We start from the raw sequence: 14571 nt of genomic DNA, 5'->3' as shown, positions 1-14571 counted from the left end.
GGAAGCCTTTATGGAAAAGGGCAGTTGAGTAATAAGATCGATACTGCGTAACGTTTAATTTTGCTGCCAGGAAGTTCTCTTTCTGGCAGTTAATGTCGGAGAGGTCATTATGTTTCACCACTCAGCAAAGCTGCAATACCCAGTCAAAGTTGATAAGCCTAATCCTGAATTTGCCATGCTGCTCCAACAAGCGATTGGTGGTGTAGAAGGGGAAATCCGGGTAGCAATGCAATATTTCTTCCAGGCAATGGGGACGCGTGGTGATGACCGCATTCGCGATCTGCTGATGTCGACGGCTACAGAAGAACTTGCACATGTTGAAATGCTTGGTCATGCGGTTGCCCTTAACCTGGAAGGTGCTCCCGTCTCTTACCAAGAGGCTACGGCAAAAGATCCCGTCATGAATGCCATTCTTGGCGGTGCGAACCCGCGTCATCTATTGTCTTCAGGGCTTTCGGCCATGCCGGTAAATGCTAACGGCGTGCCGTTTGATATGAGCCATATCTATGCCACAGGAAATGTGGCAGCAGATATGCTGGCGAACGTGACCGCTGAGGCGAGCGGCCGGGTACTGGCATCGCGTCTTTATAACTGGACTGATGATCATGGCATGAAAGATTTTCTTTCTTTCCTGATTGCACGCGATACCTACCACCAGCAGCAGTGGCTGGCAGTCATTGAAGAGCTAGGGGGCCTTGGCGCGCATCTTCCCGTGCCCAACTCCACGCCTGAAGATCATGAAGCAACGCAGCACTCGTATTACTACCTCAACACCTTGCTGGATAAAGAAGCACCCAAAGGCCGCTGGGGTGAAGGCCCATCATTTGATGGTCGGAGCCAGTTCTCGGTTCGCAACCAGCCAGCACCTGAAGGTCAGGAGCCGACGCTCGGTATGGCAAAGGAGAAATCAGGCGCGCAGAAAGAGCAGATTGATCCGTCTAAATAAGCAACTATGAATTACTCAGTGTATTAAAGGAGAAAGCACGATGGAAACCAAGTATCTAGAAAACTGGTTGCGCGATGCACATGCTATGGAGCAGCAAGCTGAGAAAATGCTGAAATCCCAAGCAGAGCGCTTGGAAGATTATCCAGAGCTTCAAGCGCGAATTGAGCAGCACCTAAATGAAACTCGCCATCAGTCCGAGCGTCTTGAACAAGCCATGGCCGGGGTGAATATTGATACTTCCGCGCTAAAAGATCTAGGTGGTAAATTAACCGCTTTTGGTCAAGCGCTGGGCGGTATGATGGCTGGCGACGAAGTCATGAAAGGAAGTATTGCCTGCTATGCCTTTGAGCATTTTGAAATTGCCAACTATAAGGCGTTAATCCAGGCCGCTGAAAGTGCGGGCCAGACTGGCGTTGCTCAGGTATGCAGAGAGATCCTCAAAGAAGAAGAAGCTATGGCTGCCTGGCTATCTGATCACCTTGAATCGACCACCACACAGTTTTTACATCGCGCGGACGATGACAACCTACGCGCTAAGCGCTAAGAACCTTCGTCACGCTCGTCACTAGTTAAGCCCTTTCCTCGGTAGTGAGTTACCGAGGTTTTTTCTAGCTAGTTTTACCTTATGCGTTAAATCTTGTTGCTACATAATAAAGCCGCCCCACTTGGGCGGCTTTATCGGGTTTGATGGCTCGTTAGCCTCTATAGAAAGAAACTGCTCTACAGAAGATCCCGCGGAATAGTCGATTTCCAGTTTTTTGAGAACACCCGGTACTGCCCTTCATAAGCGTCTAACTGAGCATGGATAATAAAATCGGTTTCAGTGCAGCTCAGCACGGTACGCGTATAAACTTCCGTATGCCAATCGCCGCGTTTAAACGAGCTTTCCGTTTTGGTTTCCCCACGTGCCGAGGTAAAGTCGTTATCTACGGTAGTGTAATACTCATAGGCACCCCGGTGAATCTCGGTGCCTATATCGTTAATGCGAAAACACCCCTGATCATTAACGACTTCTAAGGTGGACTCCTTAGTAGCCAAGTCTCGATGCAGTAGCCAGTTATGCTGACTGGGTGCCAGATTAGTGATATCTAAAGGTGGAGCAGACTGAGGCGCCTCAAAGTGCGTTAAGCCATCCTCGTGATGGTCAGCTGTGCGAACAGGCAGCTTAAGTACGCAGTGATTAAAGGAAATATCCACCTGAGCAGGTTTTGGGGGCAACCAGGCAAGTGGCCAGTAGGAGGTTGAGATAGAAACCCGTAATTGATGCCCCGCCGGAAATTTTTGCGCGATACCATTCATATCAACCTTGACCCGGTAAGTGCGATGCGGCTCAAGTGGCGTTGGCTCTGCATCGCTATCACGGTGTGTAAGGTTGAGCAGACCATAAGTCACTCGGGTGGCTTTACCATCTGGCGCTACATCAGAAAGACGTACTGCCAGCATCGCCTGTGGCTGATTGCTGGAAACTTCCAGTTCCAATGAGGGCGTGCCAAATATATTCAATGGCTCGGCTAAAGCATCGGTACTAAAAATAAGTGAGCCACCGTCTTCCTCGCGCTGGTCACCAGGCAAATCTGGCGTAGCGGCATAAGAACACCATTTACCGGCTGCCAGGCCTACGCTTAAGGGAGATTGTAGCCCCATGCTAGTCGGGGCAGTGTTGTGTTCAGGCTCGCTATCCGAGGACAGAGGCGTTAACCGATAAGGAGATAATAAATAGCACTGTTCCTGGATGTTGCTGGATGGCCACGAGGGTTCTGCAATCCAGCGGCCAGGCCTGTCTTCGTAGGAATTATCCGGAGGTACGCTATCTTGCTCCCAAGCGCGTAGCATGGGTTCATCCATAATTCCGTTTTCTTTACCTTTCAACCAGTAATCCCACCAGCGCAGCGCTTCCTGAAGAAAGCCAATGGCAGGCCCTGGAATACCCTGATGAGGGTACTTATGGCCCCAGGGGCCAATAAGCCCCTTGCGTGGAACCTCCAGATGCTCCATTAATCTGAAAACGGTATTAGTAAAGCCATCCGCCCAGCCTCCAATAGCATACACCGGGCAGCGTACAGCCTCGTAGTATTCGCAAATGGAACTCGTAGACCAGTATTCGTTGCGACGCTGGTGGCGCAGCCATTTATCAATCCACAGGCCGCTATCTTCCATGCGCTCATGCCACATATCCCGCCAGCGGTCACCGACAATAAGTGGATCTGGAGGTAAGGCATTGAAGGCGAGCATGACGGTCGCTTCGGATAAGTTATCCCCAAGCAGGCAGCCACCCATATAATGCATGTTGTCGGCATAAAGATCATCACTTGAACATAAGCTGATGATTGCTTTTAGCGCCGGGGGCTGTTTAGCAGCAACTTGCAGGCTATTAAAGCCACCCCATGAAATACCCATCATGCCAACGTTACCATCACACCAGGCCTGACGTGCAATCCACTCAATGGCATCTACGGCATCTATCTGTTCTTGCTGGGTATACTCATCGGTGAGTACTCCGTCAGAGTCGCCGCTGCCGCGCATATCCACTCGAACGCATACATAGCCATGGCCGGCCAAGTAAGGGTGATTGGCCGCATCACGGCCTCGCGTAATATCGCGCTTGCGATAAGGGATATACTCCATAATGGCAGGCAGTGGAGTATCCTGAGTAGCTTCTGGTAACCAAATGCGCGCGGCTAGGCTTTTGCCATCGCGCATGGGAATAAAGACATTTTCTATCTCGCGGACGTTATAAGGAAAGTCGTTGATAACTTCCATTTTACCTCCTTTAAAGATCCACTTTTTCGATTTCAAAATCTAAAAAGTCCAAACAGAACTTATAGCGTTCTTCGATATCCTCATGGTTATTGCCGGTGATATAAAGCGTGCCTAACCGGTAGCAGAAACTATCCTGGTGTAGTAAATCGCTAAGGCGCTGACCTGGGGCAACATCAAGACATACATCAGTATGAGGTAAGCGTTGTTGTAGCGCTTGTATGTTCTCTTTGCTTGGAACTCGCTTAACGATTCCATCCTCGTGAGCGTAGGGGATAAAACACTTTGCCGCCACAGGTGCCACACCCTGACGGTTTAGAAGTGAAGGGCGTTGACCCAAGGCAATATCGATAGCCACTTCATGATTAGACATCCCATCGACTAAAACGAATATCTCGCTATGGGATTGTGAAATACGCGTATTGAATTCAATTAGCCAAAGTTTGTCAGTCGCCTCGTCCCACATGAATTCAGCATTAAAGCAGCCATTATCGTAGCCAATATGGGTAAGAAACGTTTTAGCGGTTTCCACCATTTTATGGTGTACATGCTCTGGAAGATTGCTGGGGTATTCCAAACGGTCAAAAAGAGTTAATGAACCATCCGATTTAGGTTGAGAAATAATGCCATGTACGTTGAATTCACCTTGGAAGACAGTGCCTTCAGGGGCCGCTTGGACGCCCTTTACGATTTCTTCAGCAATACAGGAATTGCCATCCAGCTCTTTAATCTCTTCCGGCAGGTCGGCGTACTCAAGCGCTTCGTTGAAGGGATCGCCAAGCTGGCGAATACCTTTACGTATTTCTTCAATGGCTTGATCAAATTGCGTCTCATTCTCCACCTTGAAGCCAAGATGGGAAGAAAATGCTTTTACCGGCTTTATCCAAAAAGGAAAATCCAGAGTGACCTGTTCAATTGGATTATCCTTGAAGGGGTCAACACCGCAAAACTTAGGGACTACCTCCGGAATGACCTTTTGCTGTTCAATACGACTCCAGAGTTTATGTTCGCAGGTTAAAACACTGGTGATAGTAGGCGAGGGAATATGGTACTGCTGGCAGAGTAGCGGAACCAGAACACTCGTTGGGAAATCCCATTGAGCAATAATGCCATCGATTGAACCTGAGAAATTATCTAGCTGAGCTTTTGCTTCTTTTAAAAGTTGGTTAAACGATATTTTTTCAGCTTCAACTGCAGTATCAACACTAAGTAACTCATGAATTTCTAATTCTTTCGCTTTACGTAGTGTTTCCATTGCATGACGTTGTTTATCTTCCAAAGCAATAACAAAAATATTTCGCTTCATCATTCTCTCCTTGAATTTAGAAAAGGCTATTCCTGATGCTGCAAGTTAAGTGTACGATAAATGGACAACAACATGTCTTGATATATGTAATTTATATAAGTTCCCTATGTGCTATAAACATAACCTATGTTGTAATAGGTTTTATAAGTAGTAGTTTCTGTTATTAAAATATAGCTGAGGTTTCATCTTGCTCGTAAATTTAACGTTAATCATCGAATGAAGTTGACAATGAAGAGGTTTATAGAATGAGTTAATTAAGGGATGAGAGCAGGTAGGACGAAATTTTAATAATTGTTAAATTTTAATCTTGCTGGTTGGTCAGGAGGGGTCTTTCCCCTAGCTTGTTTAAACAAATAGTCCTTGTTTATATTTTCGTAGTTGACTATATTTTTCTCGCCCCTTGTTTCTTTTAGTTATATAAAGACTTTACTTTTAATCTATTTTGTATAGCTTGTGTCTAACTACAAAGGAGTGTAGAAATGGATCAGGTAATTGTTGGAAACCATGAGCTTATGGATAAGAAAATTTTTAGTAATTGCGTTAATAACTTCGAGACTAAAAGTTTCGATATAACGCTAGAGGGTGTGTTGGGTTTATATGAAGAACTGAGCGACGAAACAATAAATTCTTTAAATGAAGTGCGTAAAAAACCAGTTGAATTAAAAAGAAATCAAAAAATGTTTTCCCTTTCCGATGGGAGAGCAGATATATTTTTAGTTAAAGAAGGATGGGCAAGCTTAAGTCATGCTACTAGTAAGCGTGGCCAGGATATATGTAATGTCTTTATGCCCGGCGATATCATTGGTGTGCGCGAGAGTTTCTTTGAAAACCATGATATAGTTATTTTAGCGCTAACTAACTGTAAGCTGGAGAAAATATCAGTAGAAAATATACACGAACTCTTTAAGACAAACCTAGAAATAAGAAAAGCTGTGATGTCTTATATTATGGTTAACGATAACATCACGATTGAGCGTTTGCGAAGCTGCACACATCATCGTTCTGAAGAACGTGTTGCCCATTTTTTATTAGAAATTTATTCACGTTTTTGTTTTAAAGGTTTGCTAAAAACCAATATCTATTCATTTCCTATTACACAAGATGTGGTAGGAGAGCTTTTAGGAATTACTAGTGTTCATGTTAGCCGTTGTATGACTGCTTTGGAGCAAAAAAAGTTTATTCGTAAAACGAGAAGCAGTATAAAGCTTTTAAAACCTGAAGAAATGGCCAAATCCACAGGGTTTGATAGTGATTTTATTTATGGTCATATCCGTCTTGACTAAAGCGAGCGCATGTTAGTTTAATAGCTCTTTCCCTTATGAAGGAGCTTTCCACGTTTAAATGGCTGTGTTAAAAACTGCATTTTTATTTTAATAGTAATATTTTGTTTTTTTATATTTTAATAAATAAGTAGTAGTAAAGACTGACAGTAATATCTTTGCCGCTAGCGTTGTTGCATAAGATTTAAAATTGAAAATGAAAATGCAGGAGTAAAGCTTATCATTCGGCATGTATTTAAAATGCAACTAAGAGTTCAAATAAATCCGTGTTTATTAAGATTAATAAACAGGTTGTTAAGGAATGATGTTCCAATATTAATCCTTTAAAGATATATGGTTGGGTAATTTTAATCTAAAATCATTTTAAAATACGCAGTAGAATTACAGGTAAGAGATTTGTAGCCAATTGAGATGAATGTGGTTATACCCTTGAGAAATAACGGTTTTTCATAACACAAGTTATGAAGCTCGGTTAACGACTTGCAGTTACGTGTATGTCGTCTACCTTGTTAGGGCATGACATTGATCTGAAATTTAATCATACAAGGAGTGGATTAGATGACAGTCAGCAATCTATCTCTCAATAATGTAACAGCGCACAAGCAATATAGTGAATTAGCTGATATACCTTCTTCACAATCTGCAAATGTTCAGGATGCCTATCCATCACGTTTGGCCACCCCTCCAGCAACGCTCTGGCAGCCACGACAAGATGCTGTCATTAAGGGGCGACATCTATCGGGCCCCTTAAGCGAAGCTCAGCTTGATGAGTTCGAGCGGAAGGGATTTTTATTTATCCCTAACCTGATTACAGGTGATGAGCTTGATGAGCTGCGTGAAGAAATGCAGTCTTTGATGAGTACTGATGAATACCGCAATAAGGATTTCAGTATTACCGAACCCGACAGTAATGAAATTCGTTCCTTGTTTGCGGTGCATCAATTATCAGAGCGTTTGGGTGCCCTGGCAAAGGATGAGCGCGTGGCCGGTGCAGCCCGCCAAATCATTGGTGATGACCCCTATGTGCATCAGGCGCGTATCAATTATAAACCTGGGTTTGCAGGTAAGGGCTTCAATTGGCATTCTGATTTTGAAACTTGGCACGCAGAAGACGGCATGCCGGGCATGCATGCAGTCAGTGCTTCATTGATCTTAACCGATAACCATGAATTCAACGGTCCTCTGATGTTGATTCCTGGCTCGCACATGAAATTTGTACCTTGCCTTGGGGAAACACCTGAGGATAATCACAAAAGCTCGCTGAAGGCGCAAGAAGTCGGTGTGCCTAGTCATGAAGCACTGACTAAGCTCGTCGCAGAACACGGTATTGAAGCACCTAAAGGTAAAGCAGGTGGACTCTTACTGTTCGATTGCAATACCTTGCATGCTTCTAATGCCAATTTATCGCCTGATCCACGCAGTAACGTTTTCTTTGTGTTTAATCGCCCGGATAATCGCTGTCGTGAGCCTTATGCAGCGGCTAAACGCCGTCCGGATTTTCTCGCCCACGAGCCAGACGAAAGTGGCCGTTAGGTTCGCGATTTTTTGAGTAAATGTAATACGCGTATTAGGTTGTGGAACATTCGCATAGGTAAGGTAGACTGTTGCGTCTGTCGTTGAGAAGGCGACACGCACAATGAGAAGGAGAATACCCCCCATGCGTCTTGTTCCACACTTTACCGATGGTCAGGAATTCCCCCACGCGTTGGGAAAAGTTGTATGCGTTGGCCGCAACTATGCAGATCACGCGAAAGAGCTGGATAACCCGGTTCCCAGCGAACCACTGCTTTTTATCAAGCCCGCTACCAGCGTTGTTGATATTGAACAGCCGCTTAACCCGCCTTTTTCACGCGGTGATGTCCACTATGAAGCCGAGCTTGCGCTCCTGGTGGGTGAAACGCTGACTCATGCCACGCCCGATGAAGCCGAGCGTGCCATTGTGGGTATTGGCCTGGCGCTTGATTTAACGCTACGCGATGTTCAAACGAAGTTAAAAGAGAAAGGCCACCCTTGGGAAATTGCCAAGGGGTTTGATGGGTCTTGTCCGTTATCCAAATTCCTGCCCCTAAGCCGCGTACCTAACTGGAATGCACTGGCGTTCACGTTGGAAATTGATGGCGAGGAGCGCCAGCATGGGGAAGGCTCTGATATGATTTTTGCGATTCCTTCACTGGTCGCGGAAATGAGCCGACATTTCACCCTCGAACCGGGCGATGTCATTTTGACCGGCACCCCAGCAGGCGTTGGCGAGTTAACCCGGGGTATATCATTACGCTTGACGCTGACCGGCGGTTTGGAAATTAATACCTCCGTTGTCGAGTAAGCAAACGTTTTTTCTCTTAAAAAAGCGCTCCTGGATCACCAGGGGCGCTTTTTTGCTAAAGGGTAACGTGAAGGCGTTACTCTAAATAGGTATAGCCTTCCAATCCCTCACTTAGGCTTGCCGCGAAGCTTTCCTGTTCTTGTTTCGAAAAGCCGCTATTAACGATCTGTTCGGTCAGTTTTTGCTTGAGCACATTGGCATCGAAGTTAACGTATGCCAGTACAGCAGCGACGGTATCGCCAGCCAGCGGGTTGGAAAGCACCCATTCGCCGTGTTCGTTTAACGCCGCATCAACCGAGTCGGTATCGCCGAACAGGTTGTGCAAATCGCCCAGAATTTCCTGGTAGGCGCCGACCAGAAAGAAACCCAGCCAGCGTTCATCCTCAGATGGCCACTCAGGTAGCGGGAGAGTGCTTTCCACGCCCTGGCCATCCACATAGCTATCAATACGCCCGTCGGAATCGCAGGTAATGTCCTGAATCACTGCCCGGCGCGTTGGGGTTTGGTTTAGCCCACTTAACGGCAACACCGGGAATATCTGCTCAATGCCCCACACGTCAGGCACCGACTGGAATAGCGAGAAGTTAACGAACAGCTTGTCAGCCAGTTTTTCGGCCAGCTCATCCATGATTTCACGGTGGGCGCGGTTACGGGTATCCAGCTGGCTGCGCAAACGCGCGCAAGCCGCTAAATAAAGGCGTTCGCCTTCAGCGCGGGCATTAATATCACTTAAGCCCAGCACGAAGCGGTCCTGAAGCTCGCTCACTGCCTGTAGCAAGTCATGCCAGGCCTCGACCAGCATGCGCGGCTCCTGAGGAGTGGCAAGCTGGTCGAACACGCGCCACAGGGCATCGACCTGCATATCCTCTTGGGGTGATTTCTCCGGCGGTGTATCGTCGATGCGCTCCTCGCCAATCACGTTAGTAATCAACACCGCGTGGTGAGCGGTTAACGCCCGGCCGGATTCGCTGATCAAATGAGGCTGGGGCAGGTCAGCCTCTTCGCAGAGCTGGGCGAACGCGCTCACCACGTTGCGAGCGTATTCGCGCATGGAGTAATTGGCCGAGCAGTAGCTGCGTGAGCGAGTGCCCTCGTAGTCAATACCCAGGCCGCCGCCCACGTCGACCGTGTCGATAGGCGCACCCAGGGTAATTAGATTCTGGTAAAACCGGGCGCACTCACGCAGGCCGCGCTGAATATCGCGGATGTTGGCAATCTGTGAACCCAGGTGGAAGTGCACCAGTTGAAGACTTGCCAGCGCGTCCTGCGCGCGCAGCGTTTCCACTACTTCAAGAATCTGACTGGCGGTCAGGCCAAATTTGGATTTTTCCCCACCGGTGTTCTGCCACTTGCCCTTACCTACAGAAGCAAGGCGTGCGCGCAGGCCAATGCGTGGTGTGACATCGAGCTCCCGCGCTTCGTCCATGATCATCGCAAGCTCTGAAAGCTTTTCCACCACCAGATAAACGCGATGGCCTAGCTTTTCCCCCAACAGTGCAAGGCGTACGTACTCTCGATCCTTATAACCGTTACACACAATCAGCGAGGAGCCACCGCCAGACAGGGCCAGCACGGCGAGTAGCTCGGGCTTGCTGCCGGCTTCCAGACCCACACGGCCATTACCCCGCTCAGAAGTGGCCAGAATTTCCTCTACCACGCGGCGCTGCTGGTTGACCTTTATGGGGTAAACCGCCGTGTAACCGCCCTGATAATCAATATCGCTCATGGCGGCATCAAAGGCGCCACATAGCTGTTCTACCCGGTCATGAAGGATGTCGCTAAAGCGAACCAGAACAGGCAAACGCAAACCCGCGTCCTGCAGCTGGCATACCAGTTCACGCAGGGGCAGGGCAGGGCCTTCGGCATCGTTGCCCAAAGGGCGCACCAGCGCTTGGCCATGATCGTCTACATCAAAGTAGCCGCTGCCCCACTGATCGATGTTCCAGGTCCGGCGGGCACTCAGCGCCGATCCGCTTGTCTGCGTTTCTTTCATAAATAAGCCTCAGGCAGTGGTAAGGCACCGTGCGCGATGCGCGCCTTTAAAATGGTATGAAAACGCTCGGGATCATGGGGCGTCAAGTCGTGAGCCGGTGGATCAACGTAAACCACCAATAAACGCGATAACCAGTAACGCAGCGCGGTCATTCGCAGCATGATTGGCCAGACATTGCGCTCATCCTGGGTCAAGGGGCGACGCGCCTGATAGGCGCCCAGCAGCGTGTTATAGCGCTCGGCATTGAGAGTACCGTCCTCATTAGAGGTCCAGTCGTTAATCACAATGGCCAGGTCAAACAGCAGATCGCCTGTGCAGCCATTATAGAAATCGATAATACCGCCAAGCGTATCACCATCAAACAAGGTGTTATCGCGGAACAGGTCGCCATGGATCGCGCCTTGAGGAAGCTCAGCGTACTGGCTAAAGGCACTTTCAAAATCATCGACCTCGTTTTTCATTAAGCTCTGGTCATCTGGGCTTAAATAGGTCAGCACCTTATGGTGCATGGCTTGTAGCCAATGCAGATCCCGCGGGTTTGGGCGGTGGCCGGAAAAGTGTTGAGATACCCCATGCAAACGCCCCAGAGTGTCGCCCAGTGCTTGGCATTGCGCCAGATTGGGGGCTTCCGGGTGGCGGCCAGGCATGCGTGGGAAGAGCAGGGCCGGCTTGTCCGCCAGGCTGTGCAGCGCAATACCGTCGAGGTCGTGAATGGGTCCGGGCACCGGCAAGCGATGCTCGTCGAGGTAGTCAAGCAGGTCAACAAAGAACGGAAGCTCCTCGTGTTCACCCTGTTCAAACAGGGTGAGCACCAGTTCACGGCGATCAGTGGTAACAAAAAATGTCGAATTTTCCGTGCCGCCTGCAACCCCTTGCAGGGAAACGAAGTGACCAACATCAAATCTTTTTAAAAACGCTGCGACCTGTGCGTCGCTAAGCGGGGTAAATACAGCCATGAGAATCTCGCCCAGGTTGCTAAGCCCATTATTGTAGCGGCTTGCTGCGCCAGTTGGCAGCGTTGTTAACTACCGGTGCCGATTTGCCCAGCACGGTTTGTTTCTGCCGGTGGCGCTTAACGCGTATCATGTCTCTATACTTTTTTTTGCAATGGATATTGGTTATGGCCCGTGCTCCGATCGTGCTCGTCGATGGTTCTTCGTACTTGTACCGTGCTTTTCACGCGCTGCCACCGCTCACGGCCTCTAATGGCCAGCCAACAGGTGCCGTGAAGGGCGTGATCAACATGCTCAAGCGGCTAATCAAGGATTATCCGGAAAGCCCTATGGCGGTGGTGTTTGATGCCCCGGGCAAGACCTTTCGCGATGAAATTTATACTCAGTACAAGGCGCATCGACCTCCAATGCCGGATGATCTGCGCAGCCAGGTTGCTCCCTTGCATGCCTGTGTAAAAGCGCTGGGTCTGCCGCTACTGTGCATTGAGGGTGTAGAAGCGGACGACGTGATCGGCACCTTGGCCCACCAGGCGACCCAGGCCGGGCGCGACGCGGTGATTTCCACCGGCGACAAGGATATGGCACAGCTGGTCAATGCTCATATCACGCTGGTGAATACCATGAAAGGCGAAACTCTGGATGTGGCGGGCGTGGAGGAGAAGTTCGGCCTGCCGCCTTCGCTGATTATCGATTTTCTTGCTCTGATGGGGGACAAGGTCGACAACATTCCCGGTGTGCCTGGGGTAGGTGAGAAAACCGCCCTTGGCCTGCTCCAGGGAATGGGGGGCGGGCTGGATACTATCTACGCTGATCTGGAACGGGTAAAAACGCTTACCTTCCGGGGTGCCAAAACGATGCCCAAGAAGCTTGAAGAGCATCGCGAACAGGCGTACCTCTCTTATGAGCTTGCCACCATCAAGGTCGATTGCGAGCTGGCGGTCGGGTTGGATGACCTGGATATTGCCCACCCGGATCGCGAAAAATTGCTCGAGCTTTATAAAGAGCTGGAATTCAAGCAATGGTTGTCCGAATTACTGGAAGGTAAAGACGAAGGCGTTGATGATGTAAAAGGCGGCGAGCCGGTACCGGCAAATGCCGGAGAGCGCGTCAGTAATACTCAGGGTAATAGCCAAGGTAGTAACGAAGACAATAGTGGCGATGCAGCGCCTGCGCGAAGCGAAAGCCGCCAGGACCACATTATCGTCGAGCAGGCCGAGCTTGATACATGGCTTGCGCGGTTGAAAAGCGCCAAGCGGTTCTGCTTTGATCTGGAAACTACCAGCCTTAACTATATGGACGCTGAAATTGTAGGTATTGGCCTGGCCCTTGAAGCTGGTGAAGCCGCCTATATTCCGTTGGCCCACGACTATCTGGACGCCCCCGCCCAGTTGGATAGAGCCACGGTATTAAAGGCCCTCAAGCCGCTGCTTGAAGATCAAAAAATCATCAAGATTGGCCAGAACCTTAAATACGATATTTCCGTGCTGGCAAACTACGATATCCAGGTCGCAGGACCCCTTGCCGATACCATGCTGGCCTCTTACATACTGAACTCAACCGCCACACGCCACGATATGGATTCGCTGGCGCTTAAATACCTGGGTGAAAAAACCACCTCGTTCGAAGAGATCGCCGGTAAAGGCGCCAAGCAGTTGAGCTTTAACCAGATTGCTCTGGAGCAGGCGGTGCCTTATGCCTGTGAAGACGTGGATATCACTCTGCGCCTATACGATACGCTTCGCCCGCAGGTTGAGAAGGAAGGGCGCCTGGCCGAGGTGTTGGATCATCTGGAGCTGCCGCTGATCAAGGTGATTTCTCGTATCGAGCGCAACGGGGTGGCGATTGATGCTGAGCGCCTGCACGAGCAGAGCCAGCAGTTGGATAAGCGCATTCGCGAGTTGGAAATTGAAGCGTTTGATCTGGCAGGGCGCGAGTTCAATCTGGGCTCGCCCAAGCAGCTCGGGGAAATCCTGTTTAACGAGCAGAAAATTCCGGTGATCAAGAAAACCCCGAAAGGCGCGCCGTCCACCGCAGAAGCGGTGCTTGAGGAGCTTGCGCTGGATTACCCGTTGCCCAAGGTGATCATGCAGCACCGGGGGCTTGCCAAGCTCAAATCCACCTACACCGATAAGCTGCCGCGCTTGATCAACAAGGTAAGCGGGCGAGTGCATACCAGCTATCACCAGGCAATCACGGCGACGGGACGTTTATCGTCCTCTGACCCGAACTTGCAGAATATTCCGATCCGCACCGAAGAGGGGCGCAAGATTCGTCAGGCGTTTATCGCTCGACCAGGCTACCGCATTGTGGCAGCTGACTACTCGCAGATTGAGCTGCGCATCATGGCGCACCTTTCTGAAGACAAGGGCCTGCTGGAGGCCTTTGCGGAAGGTCGCGATATTCATACGGCCACCGCCGCGGAAGTGTTTGGCACCGCGCTTGATAAAGTGAGCAATGAGCAGCGGCGCAGCGCCAAGGCGATCAACTTCGGGCTGATCTATGGCATGAGCGCCTGGGGTCTGGCGCGACAGCTGCGTATCGAGCGCAATCAGGCGCAAACCTATATTGATCGCTACTTTGACCGCTACCCGGGTGTAGCCCGCTATATGGATCGGATTCGCACCCAGGCGGCGGAAGATGGGTTCGTTGAAACCGTGCTGGGGCGGCGCCTATATCTGCCGGAAATCCACTCGCAAAACCGCAACCGCCGCCAGGGTGCCGAGCGCACCGCCATCAACGCGCCCATGCAGGGCACTGCGGCCGATATCATCAAGCAGGCCATGATTGACGTGGATGCCTGGCTTGCAGAAGGTACGTTTGATGCGTTGATGGTCATGCAGGTGCATGACGAACTGGTTTTCGAGGTGAAAGAGAGCCAAGTGGAGAAATTTATTGGCGAGGTACAAAAGCGCATGCAGGGGGCTGCCGAGCTGAAAGTGCCATTAATCGTGGAGGCTGAAAGCGGCGCCAACTGGGATGAAGCGCATTAAATGCTTACCATGAAAAAGGCCCG

General features: G+C 49.7%; 10 protein-coding genes. 6 read left to right on the top strand and 4 right to left on the bottom strand.

Annotated elements, in window-relative coordinates:
- The first annotated feature begins 109 nt into the window (after positions 1 to 109).
- Both ELY38_RS18625 and ELY38_RS18620 read left to right on the top strand, forming a co-directional pair.
- Positions 110 to 946 (top strand): manganese catalase family protein, encoded by an 837-nt coding sequence (locus ELY38_RS18625; protein ID WP_127063651.1) that lies wholly within the window; start codon positions 110 to 112, stop codon positions 944 to 946.
- A 40-nt stretch (positions 947 to 986) separates the two neighbouring features.
- Entirely contained in the window at positions 987 to 1490 is a 504-nt protein-coding gene (locus ELY38_RS18620; RefSeq protein WP_127063650.1) for a ferritin-like domain-containing protein, read from the top strand.
- A 176-nt stretch (positions 1491 to 1666) separates the two neighbouring features.
- Here ELY38_RS18620 and ELY38_RS18615 read toward each other — a convergent pair whose 3' ends face one another.
- Together ELY38_RS18615 and ELY38_RS18610 are read right to left on the bottom strand one after the other, a co-directional pair.
- Positions 1667 to 3706, bottom strand: coding sequence for a CocE/NonD family hydrolase (locus ELY38_RS18615; RefSeq protein WP_127063649.1), 2040 nt, complete (start codon positions 3704 to 3706; stop codon positions 1667 to 1669).
- A 10-nt stretch (positions 3707 to 3716) separates the two neighbouring features.
- Positions 3717 to 5009 carry an ATP-grasp domain-containing protein gene (locus ELY38_RS18610; protein WP_127063722.1) on the bottom strand — a complete coding sequence of 431 codons (1293 nt, stop codon included), beginning with the start codon at positions 5007 to 5009 and terminating at the stop codon, positions 3717 to 3719.
- Positions 5010 to 5488: 479 nt separating this feature from the next.
- On the opposite strand from ELY38_RS18610, the gene ELY38_RS18605 reads away from it, so the two are divergent.
- From ELY38_RS18605 to ELY38_RS18595, 3 genes are all read left to right on the top strand, one after another.
- A complete protein-coding gene (locus ELY38_RS18605) occupies positions 5489 to 6292 on the top strand; it encodes a Crp/Fnr family transcriptional regulator (RefSeq protein ID WP_127063648.1) in 804 nt (267 codons plus the stop codon).
- 555 nt (positions 6293 to 6847) lie between these two features.
- Complete coding sequence (gene thpD, locus ELY38_RS18600) at positions 6848 to 7822, top strand: ectoine hydroxylase (protein WP_127063647.1); 975 nt, start codon at positions 6848 to 6850, stop codon at positions 7820 to 7822.
- 124 nt (positions 7823 to 7946) lie between these two features.
- Positions 7947 to 8612: a fumarylacetoacetate hydrolase family protein gene (locus ELY38_RS18595; protein WP_127063646.1), complete on the top strand. Its 666-nt coding sequence runs from the start codon at positions 7947 to 7949 to the stop codon at positions 8610 to 8612.
- A 76-nt stretch (positions 8613 to 8688) separates the two neighbouring features.
- Here the strand turns inward: ELY38_RS18595 and speA are convergent, their stop codons facing one another.
- A complete protein-coding gene (gene speA, locus ELY38_RS18590) occupies positions 8689 to 10605 on the bottom strand; it encodes a biosynthetic arginine decarboxylase (RefSeq protein WP_127063645.1) in 1917 nt (638 codons plus the stop codon).
- A complete protein-coding gene (locus ELY38_RS18585) occupies positions 10602 to 11561 on the bottom strand; it encodes a homoserine kinase (protein WP_127063644.1) in 960 nt (319 codons plus the stop codon). The genes speA and ELY38_RS18585 overlap by 4 nt, the downstream gene beginning before the upstream one ends.
- A 164-nt stretch (positions 11562 to 11725) precedes the next feature.
- Here ELY38_RS18585 and polA point away from each other — a divergent pair, with 164 nt between their 5' ends.
- The gene (gene polA / locus ELY38_RS18580; RefSeq protein ID WP_127063643.1) at positions 11726 to 14548 is read left to right on the top strand and encodes a DNA polymerase I; all 2823 of its coding nucleotides are present in this window, start codon (positions 11726 to 11728) and stop codon (positions 14546 to 14548) included.
- Positions 14549 to 14571: the final 23 nt, after the last annotated feature.

This window comes from Vreelandella nanhaiensis (assembly GCF_003990185.1).
Lineage (GTDB): Bacteria > Pseudomonadota > Gammaproteobacteria > Pseudomonadales > Halomonadaceae > Vreelandella > Vreelandella nanhaiensis.
This window is presented reverse-complemented; position numbering and strand designations above follow the sequence as displayed.

What these genes read in the sequence shown, in the direction of transcription:
- ELY38_RS18605 (WP_127063648.1), top strand. Translation starts at nt 5,489, where the DNA reads ATGGATCAGGTAATTGTTGGAAACCATGAGCTTATGGATAAGAAAATT.
- polA (WP_127063643.1), top strand. Translation starts at nt 11,726, where the DNA reads ATGGCCCGTGCTCCGATCGTGCTCGTCGATGGTTCTTCGTACTTGTAC.
- ELY38_RS18595 (WP_127063646.1), top strand. Translation starts at nt 7,947, where the DNA reads ATGCGTCTTGTTCCACACTTTACCGATGGTCAGGAATTCCCCCACGCG.
- ELY38_RS18610 (WP_127063722.1), bottom strand. Translation starts at nt 5,009, where the DNA reads ATGAAGCGAAATATTTTTGTTATTGCTTTGGAAGATAAACAACGTCAT.
- ELY38_RS18625 (WP_127063651.1), top strand. Translation starts at nt 110, where the DNA reads ATGTTTCACCACTCAGCAAAGCTGCAATACCCAGTCAAAGTTGATAAG.
- ELY38_RS18615 (WP_127063649.1), bottom strand. Translation starts at nt 3,706, where the DNA reads ATGGAAGTTATCAACGACTTTCCTTATAACGTCCGCGAGATAGAAAAT.
- ELY38_RS18620 (WP_127063650.1), top strand. Translation starts at nt 987, where the DNA reads ATGGAAACCAAGTATCTAGAAAACTGGTTGCGCGATGCACATGCTATG.
- speA (WP_127063645.1), bottom strand. Translation starts at nt 10,605, where the DNA reads ATGAAAGAAACGCAGACAAGCGGATCGGCGCTGAGTGCCCGCCGGACC.
- ELY38_RS18585 (WP_127063644.1), bottom strand. Translation starts at nt 11,561, where the DNA reads ATGGCTGTATTTACCCCGCTTAGCGACGCACAGGTCGCAGCGTTTTTA.
- thpD (WP_127063647.1), top strand. Translation starts at nt 6,848, where the DNA reads ATGACAGTCAGCAATCTATCTCTCAATAATGTAACAGCGCACAAGCAA.